This window comes from Micromonospora sp. B9E7 (assembly GCF_039871815.1).
Lineage (GTDB): Bacteria > Actinomycetota > Actinomycetes > Mycobacteriales > Micromonosporaceae > Micromonospora.
Genome location: NZ_JBDPLX010000009.1, coordinates 91,102 through 107,152 on the forward strand (window position 1 = coordinate 91,102; position 16,051 = coordinate 107,152).

At 68.6% G+C, this 16,051-nt stretch carries 18 protein-coding genes; 6 read left to right on the plus strand and 12 right to left on the minus strand.

Translation table 11 applies throughout. The features are described from left to right. Nucleotides 1–3: 3 nt before the first annotated feature. Genes ABGB10_RS16860 through ABGB10_RS16870 form a run of 3 tightly spaced genes read right to left on the minus strand, consistent with a single transcriptional unit; the run spans nucleotide 4 to nucleotide 2,605 of the window. Nucleotides 4–567 carry a GerMN domain-containing protein gene (locus ABGB10_RS16860; protein ID WP_347661792.1) on the minus strand — a complete coding sequence of 188 codons (564 nt, stop codon included), beginning with the start codon at nucleotides 565–567 and terminating at the stop codon, nucleotides 4–6. After that, nucleotides 564–1,919 carry an ATP-binding protein gene (locus tag ABGB10_RS16865; protein WP_347661793.1) on the minus strand — a complete coding sequence of 452 codons (1,356 nt, stop codon included), beginning with the start codon at nucleotides 1,917–1,919 and terminating at the stop codon, nucleotides 564–566. The genes ABGB10_RS16860 and ABGB10_RS16865 overlap by 4 nt, the downstream gene beginning before the upstream one ends. After that, entirely contained in the window at nucleotides 1,916–2,605 is a 690-nt protein-coding gene (locus ABGB10_RS16870) for a response regulator transcription factor (protein ID WP_347661794.1), read from the minus strand. The genes ABGB10_RS16865 and ABGB10_RS16870 overlap by 4 nt, the downstream gene beginning before the upstream one ends. 154 nt (nucleotides 2,606–2,759) lie before the next feature. Here ABGB10_RS16870 and ABGB10_RS16875 point away from each other — a divergent pair, with 154 nt between their 5' ends. The 5 genes from ABGB10_RS16875 (at nucleotide 2,760) to ABGB10_RS16895 (ending at nucleotide 4,856) form a co-directional block, all read left to right on the plus strand. Further along, a complete protein-coding gene (locus ABGB10_RS16875; RefSeq protein ID WP_347661795.1) occupies nucleotides 2,760–3,134 on the plus strand; it encodes an STAS domain-containing protein in 375 nt (124 codons plus the stop codon). Between the two features lie 191 nt (nucleotides 3,135–3,325). Then, a complete protein-coding gene (locus tag ABGB10_RS16880) occupies nucleotides 3,326–3,940 on the plus strand; it encodes an STAS domain-containing protein (RefSeq protein WP_347661796.1) in 615 nt (204 codons plus the stop codon). 64 nt (nucleotides 3,941–4,004) lie between these two features. Beyond that, on the plus strand, nucleotides 4,005–4,280 hold the full coding sequence (locus ABGB10_RS16885; RefSeq protein WP_347661797.1) for a GlsB/YeaQ/YmgE family stress response membrane protein: 276 nt from the start codon (nucleotides 4,005–4,007) through the stop codon (nucleotides 4,278–4,280). A 124-nt stretch (nucleotides 4,281–4,404) separates the two neighbouring features. Further along, nucleotides 4,405–4,704, plus strand: coding sequence for a BON domain-containing protein (locus ABGB10_RS16890; RefSeq protein ID WP_347661798.1), 300 nt, complete (start codon nucleotides 4,405–4,407; stop codon nucleotides 4,702–4,704). Further along, nucleotides 4,701–4,856, plus strand: coding sequence for a hypothetical protein (locus ABGB10_RS16895; RefSeq protein WP_347661799.1), 156 nt, complete (start codon nucleotides 4,701–4,703; stop codon nucleotides 4,854–4,856). The genes ABGB10_RS16890 and ABGB10_RS16895 overlap by 4 nt, the downstream gene beginning before the upstream one ends. A 6-nt stretch (nucleotides 4,857–4,862) precedes the next feature. Here the strand turns inward: ABGB10_RS16895 and ABGB10_RS16900 are convergent, their stop codons facing one another. The 9 genes from ABGB10_RS16900 to ABGB10_RS16940 all read right to left on the minus strand — a co-directional run bounded on the left by ABGB10_RS16900 (nucleotide 4,863) and on the right by ABGB10_RS16940 (nucleotide 13,358). Continuing rightward, nucleotides 4,863–5,912 carry a helix-turn-helix domain-containing protein gene (locus tag ABGB10_RS16900; RefSeq protein ID WP_347661800.1) on the minus strand — a complete coding sequence of 350 codons (1,050 nt, stop codon included), beginning with the start codon at nucleotides 5,910–5,912 and terminating at the stop codon, nucleotides 4,863–4,865. Nucleotides 5,913–5,972: 60 nt separating this feature from the next. After that, on the minus strand, nucleotides 5,973–6,761 hold the full coding sequence (locus tag ABGB10_RS16905; RefSeq protein WP_347661801.1) for an ABC transporter permease subunit: 789 nt from the start codon (nucleotides 6,759–6,761) through the stop codon (nucleotides 5,973–5,975). Next, nucleotides 6,739–7,710: an ABC transporter ATP-binding protein gene (locus ABGB10_RS16910; protein WP_347661802.1), complete on the minus strand. Its 972-nt coding sequence runs from the start codon at nucleotides 7,708–7,710 to the stop codon at nucleotides 6,739–6,741. Before ABGB10_RS16910 ends, ABGB10_RS16905 begins: the two co-directional genes overlap by 23 nt. Before the next feature lie 535 nt (nucleotides 7,711–8,245). Further along, nucleotides 8,246–8,752, minus strand: coding sequence for a DUF523 domain-containing protein (locus ABGB10_RS16915; RefSeq protein ID WP_347661803.1), 507 nt, complete (start codon nucleotides 8,750–8,752; stop codon nucleotides 8,246–8,248). Continuing rightward, nucleotides 8,746–9,417 (minus strand): HAD family hydrolase, encoded by a 672-nt coding sequence (locus ABGB10_RS16920; RefSeq protein ID WP_347661804.1) that lies wholly within the window; start codon nucleotides 9,415–9,417, stop codon nucleotides 8,746–8,748. Before ABGB10_RS16920 ends, ABGB10_RS16915 begins: the two co-directional genes overlap by 7 nt. 222 nt (nucleotides 9,418–9,639) lie before the next feature. After that, nucleotides 9,640–10,068, minus strand: a complete 429-nt coding sequence (locus ABGB10_RS16925; RefSeq protein ID WP_347661805.1) for a PRC-barrel domain-containing protein — start codon at nucleotides 10,066–10,068, stop codon at nucleotides 9,640–9,642. 184 nt (nucleotides 10,069–10,252) lie between these two features. Then, complete coding sequence (locus ABGB10_RS16930) at nucleotides 10,253–11,137, minus strand: glycine betaine ABC transporter substrate-binding protein (protein ID WP_347661806.1); 885 nt, start codon at nucleotides 11,135–11,137, stop codon at nucleotides 10,253–10,255. An 83-nt stretch (nucleotides 11,138–11,220) separates the two neighbouring features. Beyond that, nucleotides 11,221–12,114, minus strand: a complete 894-nt coding sequence (locus tag ABGB10_RS16935; protein WP_347661807.1) for an ABC transporter permease subunit — start codon at nucleotides 12,112–12,114, stop codon at nucleotides 11,221–11,223. Beyond that, nucleotides 12,111–13,358 carry a glycine betaine/L-proline ABC transporter ATP-binding protein gene (locus ABGB10_RS16940; protein WP_347661808.1) on the minus strand — a complete coding sequence of 416 codons (1,248 nt, stop codon included), beginning with the start codon at nucleotides 13,356–13,358 and terminating at the stop codon, nucleotides 12,111–12,113. Before ABGB10_RS16940 ends, ABGB10_RS16935 begins: the two co-directional genes overlap by 4 nt. Nucleotides 13,359–13,991: 633 nt before the next feature. Between ABGB10_RS16940 and ABGB10_RS16945 the strand changes: the two genes are divergently transcribed. Next, nucleotides 13,992–15,968, plus strand: a complete 1,977-nt coding sequence (locus tag ABGB10_RS16945; RefSeq protein ID WP_347661809.1) for an acyl-CoA dehydrogenase — start codon at nucleotides 13,992–13,994, stop codon at nucleotides 15,966–15,968. The last annotated feature ends 83 nt before the right edge of the window (nucleotides 15,969–16,051 follow it).

The following is a 16,051-nucleotide window of genomic DNA, read 5'->3' on the forward strand; positions in this document are numbered from 1 at the left end:
AGGTCAACGAGGGGTGATCAGTGGTGCGAAATCGGCGCGCGTGAGGGGCTGGTCGGACAGTGAACCATCCGCGCGAGGCACCCCGAGAGGCCGGCCATCACGGGAAAACGTGACGGTGGTGACGTCGTCGCGGCTGGTGAGGGTGCAAACGATTTGCCCGAAGGCGAGGACCTCGTCGCTGCGGCCGGCGTCGTCGCCAGGTTCGTCGACCACAACACGGGCCTGGGTGCCGATCACGGTGACACCGGCGGCATTGACCGCTCCCGGTAACGCGCTGGCCAAGTCGGTAGCGCGTTCGGCTGTGGTGGGTCCGGCCAGCAGATGCCGCAGTTGGTCCTCGACCGTTGGTAGCCGATCGACGCGCCGGACGAAAGAGATGATGCGGTTGTCGCGGACAAAGCAGAGCGTCTCGGCGGCAGGGCCGACCGGTGCACTGGTGTCGGCGGGCGCAGAGCTCTGAAATGGTCCCTGCGGCGCCTGCACTACACGGGGGGCATCATCGGTGGGGATGCTGCAGCTGGTCAGCAGCGCGGCAAGCGCCAGCACCACGAGATGACGGCGGTTCACGGCAGGCTCTCCGGCAGGGTGACACGGAAGCAGGCGCCCCCGCCGGGCCGGTCACCGACTGTGACGTGTCCGGCGTGTGCTGCGGCGTGCTGCGCGACCAGCGCGAGTCCGAGCCCCGTGCCGTCGCCAGTGCCGCGAGTGTGAGCTGCTCGCCCCCGAACGAAACGGTCGAAGATCGCCTCGCGGTCCTCGACGGGCACACCGGGTCCGTCGTCCTCGACCTCTATGACGCCGGCGTTACCGTCGCGGCCCAGCCGCACGCTTGCCGGACCGCCCCCGTAGGTCACCGCGTTGTCGAGCAGGTTCGCCAGGACCTGGGCGACACGGCGCCGCTCGACCAGCCACGTCGCCGGGACGTCGGGGGCAAGATGGACGAGCGTCGTGGGCAGGTCGAGGGCGCGGCAGGCATCGCCGGCCAGCGCCGCGACGTCCACCGGAACCCGGTGGGCGGGCTGATCACTGCGGGCCAGGTCGATCAGGTCGTTCACGAGCCGCTGGAAACGGTCGATCTCGTCGGCGACGAGCCCGGCCGCGGTGGCGGTTCGTTCGTCCTGGTGTTCCCGACGGCGGGCCAGGACGCTGGCCGCCGCGGCGAGGGTCTGCAACGGTGAGCGCAGCTCGTGGCTGACATCGGCGGCGAACCGCCGGTCCCGCTCGATGCGCCGGGCGAGGCGGTCGACCATCTGGTTGAACGAAGAGGAGAGGCGGGTCAGGTCGGGGTCGGTGGCGGGGTCGAGGCGGGCGGTGAAGTCACCGGCGGCGATCTTCTCGGCCGCGTCGGCGACCGCCGTGAGCGGGCGTAGTCCGTGCCGGGTGGCGTACCAGCCGAGTGCCGCGCCGGACCCGGCGACCATGATCGCGACGGTGGTCAGCGCGAGCGCCAGAACCTGGAACGTCTGTTCCAGCTCCCGCAGCGAGTTGACCTCGAAGTACGTCGCCGACGCGGACAGGGGCACCCCGACCACCAGGACAGGTTGGCCGTCGACGCGTACCCGCTGCACCGCGGGCTCGCCGGCCGCGACGACGCGACGAAGCTGAACGGGGATGGCAGCGGTGGTGGTGGGGTCGGCGGTACGGGCATACCACTCGCCGTCCAGGTTCAGCACCGGCCGCCGGCTCCCGCCCGTGTCCAGCGACCTGAGCACCTCCACCACATCGGGGGTGTCGGTGTCGAGCCCGGCCCGAACGACGGTAGCGTCGAAGTAGGCTGCGCGCAGGGCGGTGCGTTCCCGCTCGTCGAGCAGGGATCGGCGGGTCAACTCGTAGGAGACCAGGGCCATCGACGCTGAGAGCAGGAGCGCGCCGACGGCGAACACGGCTGTGACCCGGGTACGCAGTCCAAGGCGTCTCATCGTTGCAGCTTGTAGCCCAGGCCCCGCAGGGTGACCAGGTGCCGGGGATGCGCCGGGTCCGGCTCGATCTTCTGCCGCAGCCGGCCCACGTGCACGTCTACCAGCCGTTCGTCGCCACTGTCGTACCCCCAGACCCGTTCGAGCAGTTGCTGTCGGGACAGCACCCGACCGGCGTGTTCGGCCAGCTCGCAGAGCAGCCGGAACTCGGTACGGGTGACCGGTACGGGTTGGCCGGCTCGGCGCACCTCTCCCCCGTCGGGGCTGATCTCCAGCTCGCCGACCACGAGCACCGGCACGAGCTCCGGCGCGTGCCCGTTGACGCCGGTACGGGCGCGGCGGCGCAGGGCGCGCAGCCGCGCGGTCAATTCCTTGATCGCCACCGGCTTGACGACATAGTCGTCGGCGCCGGCTTCAAGGGCGGTGACGATGTCGTGCGTGTCGTCGCGGGCACTGACCACCACGATCGGCACGTCGTCGTCACGACGCAACTGCCGAATGCACTCGAAACCGTCGAGGCCGGGCAGCATCAGGTCGACCAGCACGTAGTCGGCCGGGTCGCGGCGCTGCACGCGCAGGCCCTCCTCAGCCGTGGCCGCGCCGAGAGCGACGTAGCCTTCGTCCTCGAGTGCGAGCAACAACGCCAAACGGATGCGGTCGTCGTCCTCGATCACCAGTACGGCCGTCATACCGGGCATCATCCCCAGCCGACCGGCTTGGCTGCCAACCGTGGCGGCCGGTTGGCTGATTTGTCACGGAACTGTCATAGATCCGCGCGGTGACCGCCAAGCCGGCACGGCAGGGTCCTAGACGACCGCGTCCGTGAAGGAGAGGAGTACGCCCGTGACAGGACCGCTGGCGACTACGCCGTGCACGCTGCCGCTGGTCGAGGTGTGCATCACCGAGTTCGACCTGGCCTGCCTGCCGGCGACCGGAGCAGTGTTCGACCGACTGTTGGCCCTGCAACCCGCACAGGTGGTGATCGACCTGTCTGGCTGCCGGCACATCGACGCCGCTGCCATCGGCCTCCTGCTCGATGTGCACCGGCGGCTGGCCCGTGCCGACGGGGTCCTCACCGTCCGCAACCCGAACCCGCGCATCCGGCGCATCCTGCACACCGCCCGTCTGGACCAGGTCCTGCCGGTCGTCGACACACCCGCCTCCGCGCCGCCGGCGTTGGTCGCTCATGGCCGCGCCGCGGTAACAGTCCCGCACTGACGAACGCCAGCGGTCCCACCATTCCCACCATCGGGCTGGACCGCCACCCGGCACGGAACCACCAGGCTCGGGAGCCAACCCGCTCCGGCACTGCACGAATGCCGCGTCCCACCGCACGGTAAGACACGCGACCAGCGCGAATGCCGCGTCCCACCGCACGGAAAGACACGGACCCAGGAAGGACCAGAAGAATGACCGTTGTCCCGGACGACCACCTCATGACTTTGATCTGCGACACCTGCGGCGACACCGTCAAGGCCACCGCGTGCGTGCTCCCCGACGCGGAGGTCGTCTGGACCCTGGTGTCCGAACAGGGCTGGAGCGGCTCCCCGTTCGCCACCGGCCCGCACCGCTGCCCGCACTGCAGCCTCCTGCCGCTCCCCGGTGGCGGCCACGCTTCGTGCGGCGACCACGGCCCTGGTGGCATCCTCGGCATCGACCACCTCGACGACGTGACCGTCGTCGCCGCCGCCGGTGACGTCGATCTCGACACCGGTGACACCCTGCGCACCGCCCTGCGGCACGCAGCCGACATGGGCGGACACGTCGTGGTTGATTTGAGCCAGGTACACCTCATCGACTCCACCGGCCTGGGTCACCTCGTCCGTGCACACCGCGAAGCCCGAGACCGTGGGGCCACCCTCTGCCTGGCCGCGCCGTCGCGGTTCATCCGCACCGTCCTGCACACGATGCGCCTGGACGGAGCCTTCCCGATCTTCGACAGCCGCGAGGACGCCCTCGCCCAACTGTCCATGGGTTCGGTGTCGGAGACCACCACCGCCGCCGCGACGGCCGGGCGTTCCTGATCGAACTCGGTCCCGCACCGAAGGTGCCGGTAGCACTCGCAGTCGAAGGAGATCAACAGAGCCCATGAGCATTGCTGGTCTCGTCACCGCGCTCCTCGTCGGCGTCGCCATCGGCCTGCTCGGCAGGCTCGTCGTCCCAGGACGTCAGGAAGCCCCGATCTGGCTGACCATGTCCGTCGGGGTGGTCGCCGCGCTGGCGGGCAGCATCGTCGCCCGTCTCGCGGGCGTCGATACCGGCACCCTCAATCTCTTGACCCTGGTCATCCAGGTCGGCCTCGCCGGCAGCGGCGTCGTACTCGTCGTGGCCACCGCCCGGCCCGATCCATCCGACTCCCCCTGAACCGGGGACGACGACGCAGCGCCAGCGCCAGAAGGCCAACCACGAGCACGGTCAGGCCGGCGCCTGCTCGTCGGCCCCACCGACTCCGACTCCGCCCGGCCTCGTCACAATCAAGGAGCTGACCGTGTACCTGCCATGGCCACTACCCGATGAGAACTGGCTCGCCGACACCTCGCGTCAGCCCGAGCCGGACCACGAGGACCTAAGACTTGAGGCGCTGGTCGCGCAGCGACTGAGCATCGACTGGACCACGCGGCGCCAGCAGATCACCGTCTCCGTGCAGAACCGGGTCGTCATCCTCGCCGGCCTGGTGAGCGACACGAACGCGCGGCAGGTCGCGGCAGAACTCGCCTACGACGTGCCGGGCGTCGTCGACATCTGCAACACACTGCGGCTCAGCGGTCAGCGGCGTAGCCACCGGTGACCATGTCCCTCGGGTCGCTGCTGGCCACCGTCGTCCTGCGCGCTCCTGACCGGCATTACCAGGGGGTCTGCGCGCTGGACGAGCCCGACAGCGACGCCGACGGGGTGCCGGATGTCTACGAGGACCAGCCGACCAGGCAGACGCCGTCCTGATTTCGGCTATGGTGGCCAGCCGAGCAGTCGAGCGCCGAGGACGGCTGTCTGCAGGGTGAACCGTTGGGTGGGTTCGCCGGGGTGGTAGCCGGTCAGGTCGCGGATGCGGTCGAGGCGGTAGGTGACAGCGCGGACGGACAGGTGCATCTGCCGGGCTGTCGCGGTGTGGTTGCCCTGGTTGTCGAACAGCACGGTCAGGGTCTCCAGGTACGGTTCGGCGCCGCCGCGGGCCGTGGTCAGTGGCCCGAGGACCGTGGTCACCAGGTCGGTGATGGCGTCGCGGTCACGCAGTAGCACGGGGAAGACCAGCAGGTCGGCAGCATTGAGTACGGGCGTGGTGAAGCCGAGCCGGACGGCGTAGTCGAGCGTGCGGCGGGCCTCGTCGAGGGACGTGGCCAGACCATGGACACCGGGATGGGTGCGGCCGACGGCGATCTGCCAGTTGCCCGCACCGAGTTCGCTGAGGAGCAGGTGGGCGAGTTCGGCCGCGATGCCCCGCAGGCCGCCGGCACTGATGCAGACCACGTCGCCGTCGCGCAGGGTGGTGAGGGTGTTGCCTTCGCCGAACCTGGAGGCCAGCGCGGCGTCGATGCGGTGTGTGATGCCGGCGGTCAGGCCGACCGCACGGGCGATGAGGACGGTATGGGTGGCCGACAGGCGGATGCCGTATCGGTGTGCGCGCTCGGCCAGACCACCCGGGTCGGCCCTACCGGTGAGCAGGTCATTGATGAACACGGCACGCTCGTTGTCGTGGCGATCCAGCTCGACACGGTTCTGCCGGGTGTAGCCGTCCACCGCGGCGGTGAGCAGGACACGGGCGGTGTCCAACAGCGCCTCGGCGCGGGAATGCACGGCGAAGGTGGTGTCGGCCGGCTCGACCGCGGTGGCGCTCCAGCGGGCGGTGGTGGCATCCAGCAGACCGCCAACGAGCTCACGCAGCTCCAGTCCTTCATCGGCGGCGCGGGCACCCAGGTTGACCGCTGCCGGAAGCCGGGCACCGGTCGGGACGGACAGCAGACTCTGACAGTCAGCAGCCAGCCAGGTGTCGTCGCTCATGGGCTGTTCCTTGTCGGCGTGCTGGTGGCCGCCGGTGAACGGCGGCCACCAGCCTCAGGTTTACACACCGATGTCGCGGCGGTCGAACACGATGACTCCGGCGGCCGTGGTTGCGGCACCGAGGAGGATGAGAGTGAGAAGCTCGGCCGGGTGCCAGCCGGTGTGCAGCGGGTCGGTGCCGATGAAGTAGTGAAACGGTGAGAGCCAGCGCACCCAGTGCCACCCGTCGACCATGCCGCCGATGGCGTTGGCCATGTAGGTGGCCACGGCAAGGCCACCGGTGATCGCGAGGACGGCAGTCCGCTTCCCGCTGACGGCGCCAACGAGGAAGGCGATGCCGGCGAAGCACCACACCAGGGCGACCAGGCCGGCGGACGCGGCAGCGACGTTGGACAGGGGGATGTCCATGCCGATCCAGGGAACAATGAACATCAGCAGGATCCACGGGATGGCGGCGACCCCGGTGAGCGCGCTGCCGACGGCGGCAACCCGTTGCCAGGCGAAAGCGACGCGCGAGACCGGGTTGGCCAGCATCAGCTCCATGCCGCCGTCCTCCTCCGGCCGAGCGATCGTGCGGGCAGTCAGCGTGATGGCGCACATCAGGACCAGCAGTGGGCCGACCAGGCTGAAGATGGTCGCCTGCAGATAGCCGGCGGGCGACAGCATGTCGGCGATGCCGAGAAAGTCCAGCATGCCCTGGGGCAGAGCGTTCTGCTTCAGCTCCGCGGCTCCCTGGAACTGGCTGTAGAAGGAGGTGTAGATGGCGGTGAAGGCGGCGACGCCACCGGCCCAACCGATCAACGCCAGGCGGTCGTCACGCCAGGTCTTACGCACCAGCGCGGGAAGCATCGCCGGCTCCTTCCCCGTGGTAGTAGAACGACAGGAACGTCTCTTCCAGGTCGGGCTCGGCCGACAACATATCCACGACCTCATGTCGTGCCGCTAGCTTGATCAGCGGGTCGATGCGGCCGTCGATCGTGCATTTCAGTACCGGTCCGGACACGACCACGTCTCTTACTCCGGGCAGGCCGCTGAACTCTGTTGGGTCCACCGGGTCGTCGAAGTGGATCTCGACGACGCGGACTGCCCGCTTTCCCAGTGACTCAACCCGCTCGACCGCGGCAAGCTGGCCGTCGCGGACGATGGCAACCCGGTCGGCGGCCTGCTGCACCTCGGCCAGGACATGAGAGGACATGAAGACGGTCTGCCCGGCGACGCTGGCATCGCGCACCATGGCCAGGAATTCCTGCTGCATGAGTGGGTCCAGCCCACTGGTCGGCTCATCCAGGACCAGCACCGCCGGCTGGTGCATGAACGCCTGCACCAGCCCGACCTTCTGCTTGTTGCCCTTACTCATCGTCCGTACCGAGCGCGAGAGATCCAGGTCGAGCCGCTCCGCGAGCTCGGTCACCTGCGACCAGGCCACGCCGCCACGCGCCGCGGCGAAGAAGCGCAGCAGGTCTTCTGCCCTGCCGCGCCCGGGAAATACCAGCTCACCCGGCAGATAGCCGATCTGACGGTGCAGCGCGGCCTTGTTCCTGCGCGGGTCGAGCCCGAGCACAGTCGCGTGTCCACGAGTGGGGCGCAGGAAGTCCAACAGCAGCCGGATCGTGGTTGTCTTCCCGGCTCCGTTCGGTCCCAGGAATCCCACCACCTCCCCGGCACGAACCTCCAGGCTGAGCCCCTCGATACCGCGACGCCGGCCATAGAACTTGGTCAGGTCCTCGGTGAGTAGGGCGATGTCGCTTGTCATGCCCACATCGTCGCCGGCTTTCCCGCCCGGCATCCAGATCAGCATCCGGCCGACATCTCGCTGAGGCCGTTGCCGAACGTCGGAAGGCAGTGGTCCGAGGCATTCCTACTGCGCGGCGCGGCAGACCTGCACGCCGGCACCCAACTGCCCGACGTCGGCCTGCAGGCATACGGTGGCGCTATCGCCGACGTCGCGGACGCCGACGCCGCATTCAGTCTCCGCAGCACGACATCGGCTGTTGACGTCGTGCACTCCCCGAAATGCTCCACGCGCTGGCGTGGGCATCCGTGCTCGCGTCGGCGCACGTGACCACGCCGTCCAGGATGACCACGCGGTTCTGCACTTCGGGGCGGATGCGTTCGTGACGCAACCGGGGATCCCGCTGCATGCGCTCAAGCAGCTGGCAGGCCAGCCGGGCATCCTCAGACCCGCCGGCGGCGAACCGCTGATGGCGCGATCAACGCATGGTCGCTCAGTCAACCTCGGTAGACCGCGATGGCGACGGCGGCGGATGAGCCGACGCGCGCATTCAGCCGATGTGAGTGCGTTAGGTGATACCGCACGCTGCGACGAGCGGGCGTCAGCCGTTGCCGTGCTGCCGTTCCTGCTCTGCCAGAGCAGCCGCTGCCCTGTCCAGGTCGTAGTGAGGAAACACGGGGATGCCCCGGCGGCGCAACGCCTCGGCCGCGACGCCACGCCCAGCGACGGTGACGCCGGTGAAGGTTCCGTCGTGAACGTAGGTGCTACCGCAGGTAGGGCTGCCCTCGACCAGGATGGCGAGCCCGACGCCGGCCTGCAGTGCCTTGTCGACCGCCCGCTGCGCCGCCGCCTGGAACAGTTCGGTGACGTCACGGCCCGATGCTTCGTGTACGTGGGCGCGACCGTCGAGGACGTCGGCTGCGCTGCCGCCGACGATCTCGGCTGGCGGGCGCGGCACCGGGAATCCGACGGCCAGTTCTGGACACAGCGACACGAGGCGCCCTTCAGAAGCCCAGCGCTGCCAGATCGGAGAGGCGACCGGCACGCCGGTCTGGTTGAACCGGATCGGTGCGCCGCCCAGGCAGCCACTGACCAGGATTTTCACCATGGCGACACCTGGGGCAGCAGCGCCGTCAGCGTCGCCGCGGTGTAGGTTGCCGTGACTCCCGGTGGCAGGCCGCCTCCAGCGCGGTCGAGGAATGCCGTGTCGATACCCAGAGCGGCGGCTCCGGCAACATCGGACGATGCGGAGTTGCCGATGTGGATCACGTCGCCGGGGCCCAGGCCGAGGCGGGCCAGCGCGAGCTCGAACGGTTCAGGACGGGGCTTGTATGCGCGGGCTTCTTCGCTGGTCACCGCGGCGGCGACGGTGACGCCGTGCCACCGCAGCACCGCCGTCAGGTCGTCCTGGTCGACGTCGGAGACCAGGCACACCGGCACCTTCACAGCATCGAGGAACGGCCGGCTGTCGTCGTACAACGGTGGATGACGCCAGGAGTTCAGCTGCTTCCGGCAGATCGGCTCAAGATCCACGGATGCCCCGAAGTTCGCCACAGCCTCGGTGAGGCTGCCGAGCGTCAGATCTGCGAGCGTACGAAAACCGGCCCCATACGCCATCTCGGCGCTGGCCTCCAGCCGTCGGGACCACTCCATCGCGATAGCAGACGGATCGACGGCAATCAAATCTGATACCTGCACACAGACGTCGTAGACCGAGTCTTCATCATCGTGTACGAGCGTGCCGTACACGTCCAGCAAGATCGCCCGATACACAGTGAGACGCTACCCGACTGGATCTGACCCCGGTCGGTCGCCGGCTCCCCTCGTGCCGAAGCCGCCATCACAGACCGGCCCAGCCGGCACCTTGTTGCGTACGCGCTTCTGCCGCTGACAACACGCGTTCAGCTTCGGGCGACTCGTACCTTGCGTGAACGGAAGTGTTCCGGCGGCCGTCTCTGGCCACCGGAACATCGGCCGGTCGGGGCTAGCCGGAACTCAGCGCCGTGGCGGGGGCACCGGGTACGGCGGAGCGACCCCGCTCGGGCTGAAGAACGGCGCGTAGCCGTAGTACCAGTACACGTCCTCGTAGTAGCCGGCCTCCTCGACGACCTCCGGGTCGTACGTCGGGGCCTGCTCGATCTTCTCCCGCGTCAGGTCGACTCGTACCGTGTCGTCGCTGACGTCCCCGACCGCCTCGACCGGGAGGAAGGTGGCGGTGGCGCCGATGCCGAGAATTCCTCCGTGCTCGACGCGCAGGAACCGCACCTTGTGCTCCTCGCGATCGATCAGCAGGTCGTCTACCTTGCCCAGGTCGTCACCATCGGCGTCGAGGACGCGCCGACCGCGCACGTCCTGCTCGACATCCGCGATCGTCTGCCCGGAGTCACTGAGCTTGACCAGAATCGCCGTCGTGTCGTGTGGCATGAGCTGCTCCTTCCGTAGCGTCTGATCCTTATGCGCTACCCAGAGGACGGCCGGGACAATACGACAAGATGATGACGCTTCCGGCCCGCTTCCGTGACGGCTGAGCGCCCGTCCGTCGCGGGCCCATCGGGCGGAGACGACGAGGGGCCCCGCCGGACTGGCGGGGCCCCTCGTCTCAGGTGGCTCAGGAAAGCGTGTTCAGGTAGTCGGGGTTGGCCTTCAGCCACTCGTCGACGGCCTTCTTCTCGTCGCCCTTGTGAGTGTTGAACATCAGGTCTTCCAGGGACGCGAGCTGCTCACCGTCCATCTTGAACTTTTTCAGCATCGCGGTGACGTCGGGGAAGTCGTCGCCGAAGCCGGTGCGGGCGAGAGTGTTGATCTGCTCGGCCTGGCCGAGGGTGCCCTTGGGGTCGGCGAGGTCCTTCAGCTCGTACTTGGCGTAGGCCCAGTGCGGGTGCCAGAGAGTGACCACGATCGGCTTCTTGTCGGCGATCGCGCCGTCCAACGCGGCCAGCATCGCCGGGGTGGAGGAGGTCTTCAGCTTCAGCTTGCCGTCCAGGCCGTACTCCGGGATGACCTTCTCCTGGGTGGCCTTGGTCAGGCCTGCGCCCGGCTCGATGCCGATCAGCTGCCCGTCGAAGCTGCCGGCCTTGTCGGCCAGGTCGGCCAGGGAGTCGACGCCCTCGACGTATGTCGGCACCGCGATGCTCAGGCTGGCATCGTCGTACCAGACGCCGAGCTTCTCCAGCTTGTCGCCGTACTTCTCCAGGTAGGAGGCGTGCGTCTGGGGTAGCCAACTGTCCAGGAACAGGTCGATGTCGCCGTTGGCGAGACCGCCGTAGACGAGACCGGCCTCCAGGTTCTTGAGCTCGACCTCGTAGCCCTTGTCCTGCAGGATGTCCTGCCACAGGTGCGACGCCGCGATCGCCTCGTCCCAGGCCATGTAACCGATGGTGATCTTCTTACCGTCGGCGGACGCGTCGTCCTGCTCGCCGCAGGCGGCAGCGCCGCCGAGGGCCAGGGCGGCGGTCACCGTGAGCGCGAGGGCGCGCTTCAGTGTCGTGAACAAAGGGTTGTCCTTCCTCTTTCGGGTATGCCAGCGGACCCCGCGCGTACGCGGGAAAGGGATTGCCGGCGGAGAGCGACGGTCGGTCAGGCGGCCTGCCGCGCGAGGCGTTGTGCCCGGGCGGACGGGAAGCGGTCGCCTGCCGAGTCGGTGAGACGGTCGAGCACCACGGCGAGGATCACGACGGCGATCCCACCTTCGAAACCGCTGCCCACCTCGACCTGGGACAACGCGAACATGATCACGTCGCCGAGGCCGCCGGCGCCCACCATGCCGGCGATCACCACCATGGACAGAGCCAGCATGATGACCTGGTTGACGCCGGTCATGATCGTGGGCAGTGCCAGCGGCAGCTTGGTCCGCAGCAGCACCATCCACGGTGGGGCACCGAACGACTCGGCGGCCTGGACGATCTCCTTGTCGACCTGGCGCAGACCCAGTTCGGTCAGGCGTACGCCGGGCGGCATGCTGAAGACCAGGGTGGCCAGTACGCCCGGCACGGTGCCGATGCCGAAGAAGAAGATCGCCGGAATGAGGTACACGAATGCGGGCATGGTCTGCATCAGGTCCAGCACCGGCCGGGCCACCGCTGAGGCCCGCTTGTTCTCGGCGACGAGCACGCCGAGCGGGATAGCCATCAGCAACGCCAGGGTGCTGGCCACGAGCACCTGCGCGAGTGTGCTCATGGTCTCCTCCCAGTACGGCATTCCGGCCACCAGGCCGAGGCCGACTGCGGTGCCCAGGGCGAACTTCCACCCACGCAGCCACCAGCCGAGCCCGGCGAGCACCAGCACGACCACCACCGCCGGCACGCCGGTGAGCAGGTCGTCGAGGGGTCGCACCAGCGCCTCGACCACGCTGGCGACACCGTCGAAGAACGGGCCGAGGGTGGCGGTGGCCCAGTCGACTGCGGCCTCGGTCCAGGCGCCCAGCGGCACCCGGGGCAGCCAGCTGTCCAGCGGCGACTGCGTCAGACTCATGCCGGCTCTCCCTTCGTTCCGACCAGTTCCACCTGGTCCTGGTCCTGCGTCGGCTCGTCCGGGGTCGCGGCGGCCAGCGCGCTCAGCAGGGTGATCCGTGGGATCACCCCGATCAGCCGGTCGCGCTCGTCGAGGACGGCCACCGGGTGCTGGCTCTCCGCGCAGTCGGCGAAGAGGTCGGCCACCGAGGTGTCCGCGGTGACCGTGCGAACCCGCTCGGTCGACACGTAACCGTCGAGGTGGGGGCGGCCCTCGCGGAGTGCCCGCAACACCTCGTCCTCGGTGACCGTGCCGAGGAACTTCTTCATCGGTCCGGTCACGTAGACCACCGAGGTCTGGCTTTCCCGCAGCGCCTTTGCGGCGACCCGGGGACCGGCGTTGACGTCCAGCACCTGCTGGGGCTTCTCCATGACCGACGCGGCGGTGAGGATCCGGGTCCGGTCGACGTCGGCGACGAACTGCGCCACGTAGTCGTTGGCCGGATCGGTGAGGATCTCCTCGGCGGTGCCGATCTGGACGATCCGACCGTCCCGCATCACCGCGATCCGGTCGCCGAGCCGCATGGCCTCGTTCAGGTCGTGGGTGATGAAGATGATCGTCTTGCCCAGTTCGGCCTGAAGTTCCAGGAGTTGGTCCTGGATCTCCCGGCGGATCAGCGGGTCCAGTGCCGAGAAGGCCTCGTCCATCAGCAGGATCTCGGTGCCGGCCGCGAGCGCGCGGGCCAGCCCGACCCGCTGCCGCATGCCGCCGGACAGGTCGTGCGGCAGGTTGTCCGCCCACTCCGTCAGGCCCACCATCCGCAGCGCGTCCATGGCCCGCTCACGCCGCTCGGCCTTGGGTAGCCCGGCGACCTCCAGCGCGTACCCGGCGTTCTCCAGCACCGTCCGGTGCGGCATGAGCGCGAAGTGCTGGAACACCATGCTGATCTTCTCCCGGCGCAGCTTGCGCAGCGCCGCCGGCTTGAGCGTGGTCAGTTCGACCCCATCGACCCGCACGCTGCCCCTGGTGGGCGGCAGCAGGCCGTTGAGCATCCGGATCAGGGTCGACTTTCCCGAGCCGGAGAGGCCCATGACGACGAAGATCTCGCCTGGGCGTACCTCGAAGTTCGCGTCGATCACGGCAGCCGTGGCCGGCAGCCCGGCCAGGGCCTCGGCGCGGGGCCTCCCGTCCGCCAGACGTCTTACCGCTTCGTCAGCTCGACTGCCAAATATCTTGTAGAGCGACTGCACTGTGAGCGCGGACACGATCCCCCCTTCGAGACGGAAACCGGTTGGCGTATCGCGCCATGGGCGCCCTCTTCGCGTCTCATCGTCGATATCAACATCGATCACATTCAGCGGGTCACATAGGCCCGGCGGCGAAACCTACCGACGTCATCGCGGCAAATCCAGTCGGCACCGCAGGGCTGTGGATATGCACACAAAAATTCGCACCCACCGGTACCGGATTGGTCGTCCGCAGATGTTGCGCGACGCATCGACCGGCACCCGTCGTGCCGCCCGACTTCGGTGCAACCTGAGGTGATCGTCCCGCTGAAACACGCCTCACCAGCGCGTCTGCACCTAATCGGAGAGCAGTTCCAGAATTTGACGGGGTTGATAGAGAACTGTCATACAACCGTCATATTCCATCGCGGTCCGATCGCGTAGCCTCACCTGCGGGATAGTGCTACGACTCTCGATCGCGGCCCCAAAAACTCACGGGAAGGCGCCCTTCATTCGGGCCGACGCCCAAATCATCGTGGCGAGATCGGGCAGGCGTAGGATTACTTGGGTGGTGTCCCGTCCCACCACGGTCTCCCTCAGCGGCGCACTGAGGCGTCGGTATTCTCGATCGGGCACGGCCGCACCCATTTGCCGGCCAGTTGAGGGGGGACCATGGCCGATCAGATCGACCTCGCTCGCCTGCGCGAAGTGCTCGACGGACCGTGGGCCGCAGTCCGCAACGCGCACCGGGAGCACCTCGACGCGCGCTTCCTCCCGGTGTACGGCGAGACCGGTGACCAGGCACGGGAGCGGATCAGCCGGTTGCTCACCGAACTTCCCGTCGAGCTGGGTACGTGGTCGGCCTTCCCGACCGAGTACGGCGGCAGCTCCGACGTCGGCGGCTCGATCATCGCCAGCGAGATGTTGGCGCAGGTCGACCTGTCGCTGATGGTCAAGGCGGGCGTGCAGTGGGGCCTGTTCGGCGGCGCGGTGGCGGCCCTCGGTACCCGACGGCACCACGACGCCTATCTGCGGGACATCATCTCCGGCACTGTCTTCGGCTGCTTCGCGATGACCGAGACCGGGCACGGCTCCGATGTCCAGCAGCTGCGCACCACCTGCACGTACGACCCGCGGACGCACACCTTCGAGCTGCACACCCCGCACGAGGCGGCCCGTAAGGACTACATCGGCAACGCCGCCCGGGACGGGCGGATGGCGGTGGTCTTCGCGCAGCTGATCACGAACGGTCAGCGGCACGGCGTACACGCGTGGCTGGTCCCGATCCGCGACGCGCAGGGCAACCCGCTGCCCGGCGTGAGCATCGGTGATGCCGGGCCGAAGGCTGGCCTACTCGGCGTGGACAACGGGCGGCTCGCCTTCGACCACGTACGGGTGCCGAGGGACATGCTGCTGGACCGCTATGGTCAGGTCGCGCAGGACGGGACGTACTCCAGCCCGATCGAGGACGACTCCCGGCGCTTCTTCACCATGCTCGGCACCCTGGTCCGTGGCCGGGTGAGCGTGGGCGGAGCCGCGTCGGCGGCCACGAAATCGGCGCTGACCATCGCGGTGCGCTACGGCGACATCCGTCGACAGTTCGGCACGCCCGGCGCGGAGCGGGAGGTGCTGCTCAACGACTACCTGGCCCACCAGCGCAAGCTGCTGCCGGCCCTGGCCACCACGTACGCGCTGCACTTCGCCCAGGCCGAGTTGGTCGCCGCGCTCAGTGAGGTGCAGGGCGGCGACGGGCCGATCGACGAGCGCAAGCAGCGGGAGTTGGAGTCTCGGGCCGCCGGCCTCAAGGCCGCGCAGACCTGGCACGCGACGCGCACCATCCAGATGTGCCGGGAGGCCTGTGGCGGCGCAGGCTATCTGGCCGAGAACCGGCTACCCAGCCTCAAGGCCGACACCGATGTCTTCACCACCTTCGAGGGCGACAACACGGTGCTGTTGCAGCTGGTGGCCAAAGGGCTGCTCACCGGCTTCCGGGACGAGTTCGGCTCGCTGGACGGCTGGGGGCGCGCCTCCTTCGTCGCCGAGCAGGTCCGCGAGATGGTGCTCGAACGCACCGCCGCGCGGTCGCTCATCGAGCGGCTGGTCAGCGCCGTGCCGGGTCGCGACGAGGAGGTCGCCGTCACCGACCGCGGTTGGCAGCTCAAGGCCTTCGAGGACCGCGAGAGGCACCTGCTCGACGGGGCGGTCCGCCGCCTGCGCAAGGGCGCGGCCACGAAGAAGGACCGACCCTTCGACATCTTCAACGACGTCCAGGACCACGTCCTGACCGTCGCCGCCGCGCACATCGACCGGGTCACCCTGGAGGCGTTCGTCGCCGGCATCGAGGACACCCCCGACCCGGCGGTCCGGGCGCTGCTCTCCCGCGTCTGCGACCTGTACGCGCTCACCGTCATCGAGGCCAACAAGGGATGGTTCCTGGAGCACGGCCGGCTCACACCGGCTCGCGCCAAGGCCATCACCGGCGTGGTCAACGGTCTGCTCAAGGAGCTACGCCCGCACCTGCGAACGCTCGTGGACGGTTTCGCCATCCCAGACGCCTGGCTGCACTGCGCCATCCTGAGAGAGGAACCCCACCGGCAGGAGACCATGGCCACCCACGACGCCGCCGATCCGCAGGTGGTCCCGGCGTAGGAGGAAGACCGACGCCGCTGGGACCGACGCGGGTGCGATGCCGATCCTGACTCCTGATGCATCGTCCATGCGTTTCGGGTATA

Coding starts and splice junctions, on each gene's coding strand:
- ABGB10_RS16865 (WP_347661793.1), bottom strand. CDS start 1,919: ATGAGACGCCTTGGACTGCGTACCCGGGTCACAGCCGTGTTCGCCGTC.
- ABGB10_RS16885 (WP_347661797.1), top strand. CDS start 4,005: ATGAGCATTGCTGGTCTCGTCACCGCGCTCCTCGTCGGCGTCGCCATC.
- ABGB10_RS16925 (WP_347661805.1), bottom strand. CDS start 10,068: ATGCCACACGACACGACGGCGATTCTGGTCAAGCTCAGTGACTCCGGG.
- ABGB10_RS16945 (WP_347661809.1), top strand. CDS start 13,992: ATGGCCGATCAGATCGACCTCGCTCGCCTGCGCGAAGTGCTCGACGGA.
- ABGB10_RS16880 (WP_347661796.1), top strand. CDS start 3,326: ATGACCGTTGTCCCGGACGACCACCTCATGACTTTGATCTGCGACACC.
- ABGB10_RS16935 (WP_347661807.1), bottom strand. CDS start 12,114: ATGAGTCTGACGCAGTCGCCGCTGGACAGCTGGCTGCCCCGGGTGCCG.
- ABGB10_RS16910 (WP_347661802.1), bottom strand. CDS start 7,710: ATGCTGATCTGGATGCCGGGCGGGAAAGCCGGCGACGATGTGGGCATG.
- ABGB10_RS16905 (WP_347661801.1), bottom strand. CDS start 6,761: ATGCTTCCCGCGCTGGTGCGTAAGACCTGGCGTGACGACCGCCTGGCG.
- ABGB10_RS16870 (WP_347661794.1), bottom strand. CDS start 2,605: ATGACGGCCGTACTGGTGATCGAGGACGACGACCGCATCCGTTTGGCG.
- ABGB10_RS16900 (WP_347661800.1), bottom strand. CDS start 5,912: ATGAGCGACGACACCTGGCTGGCTGCTGACTGTCAGAGTCTGCTGTCC.
- ABGB10_RS16915 (WP_347661803.1), bottom strand. CDS start 8,752: ATGGTGAAAATCCTGGTCAGTGGCTGCCTGGGCGGCGCACCGATCCGG.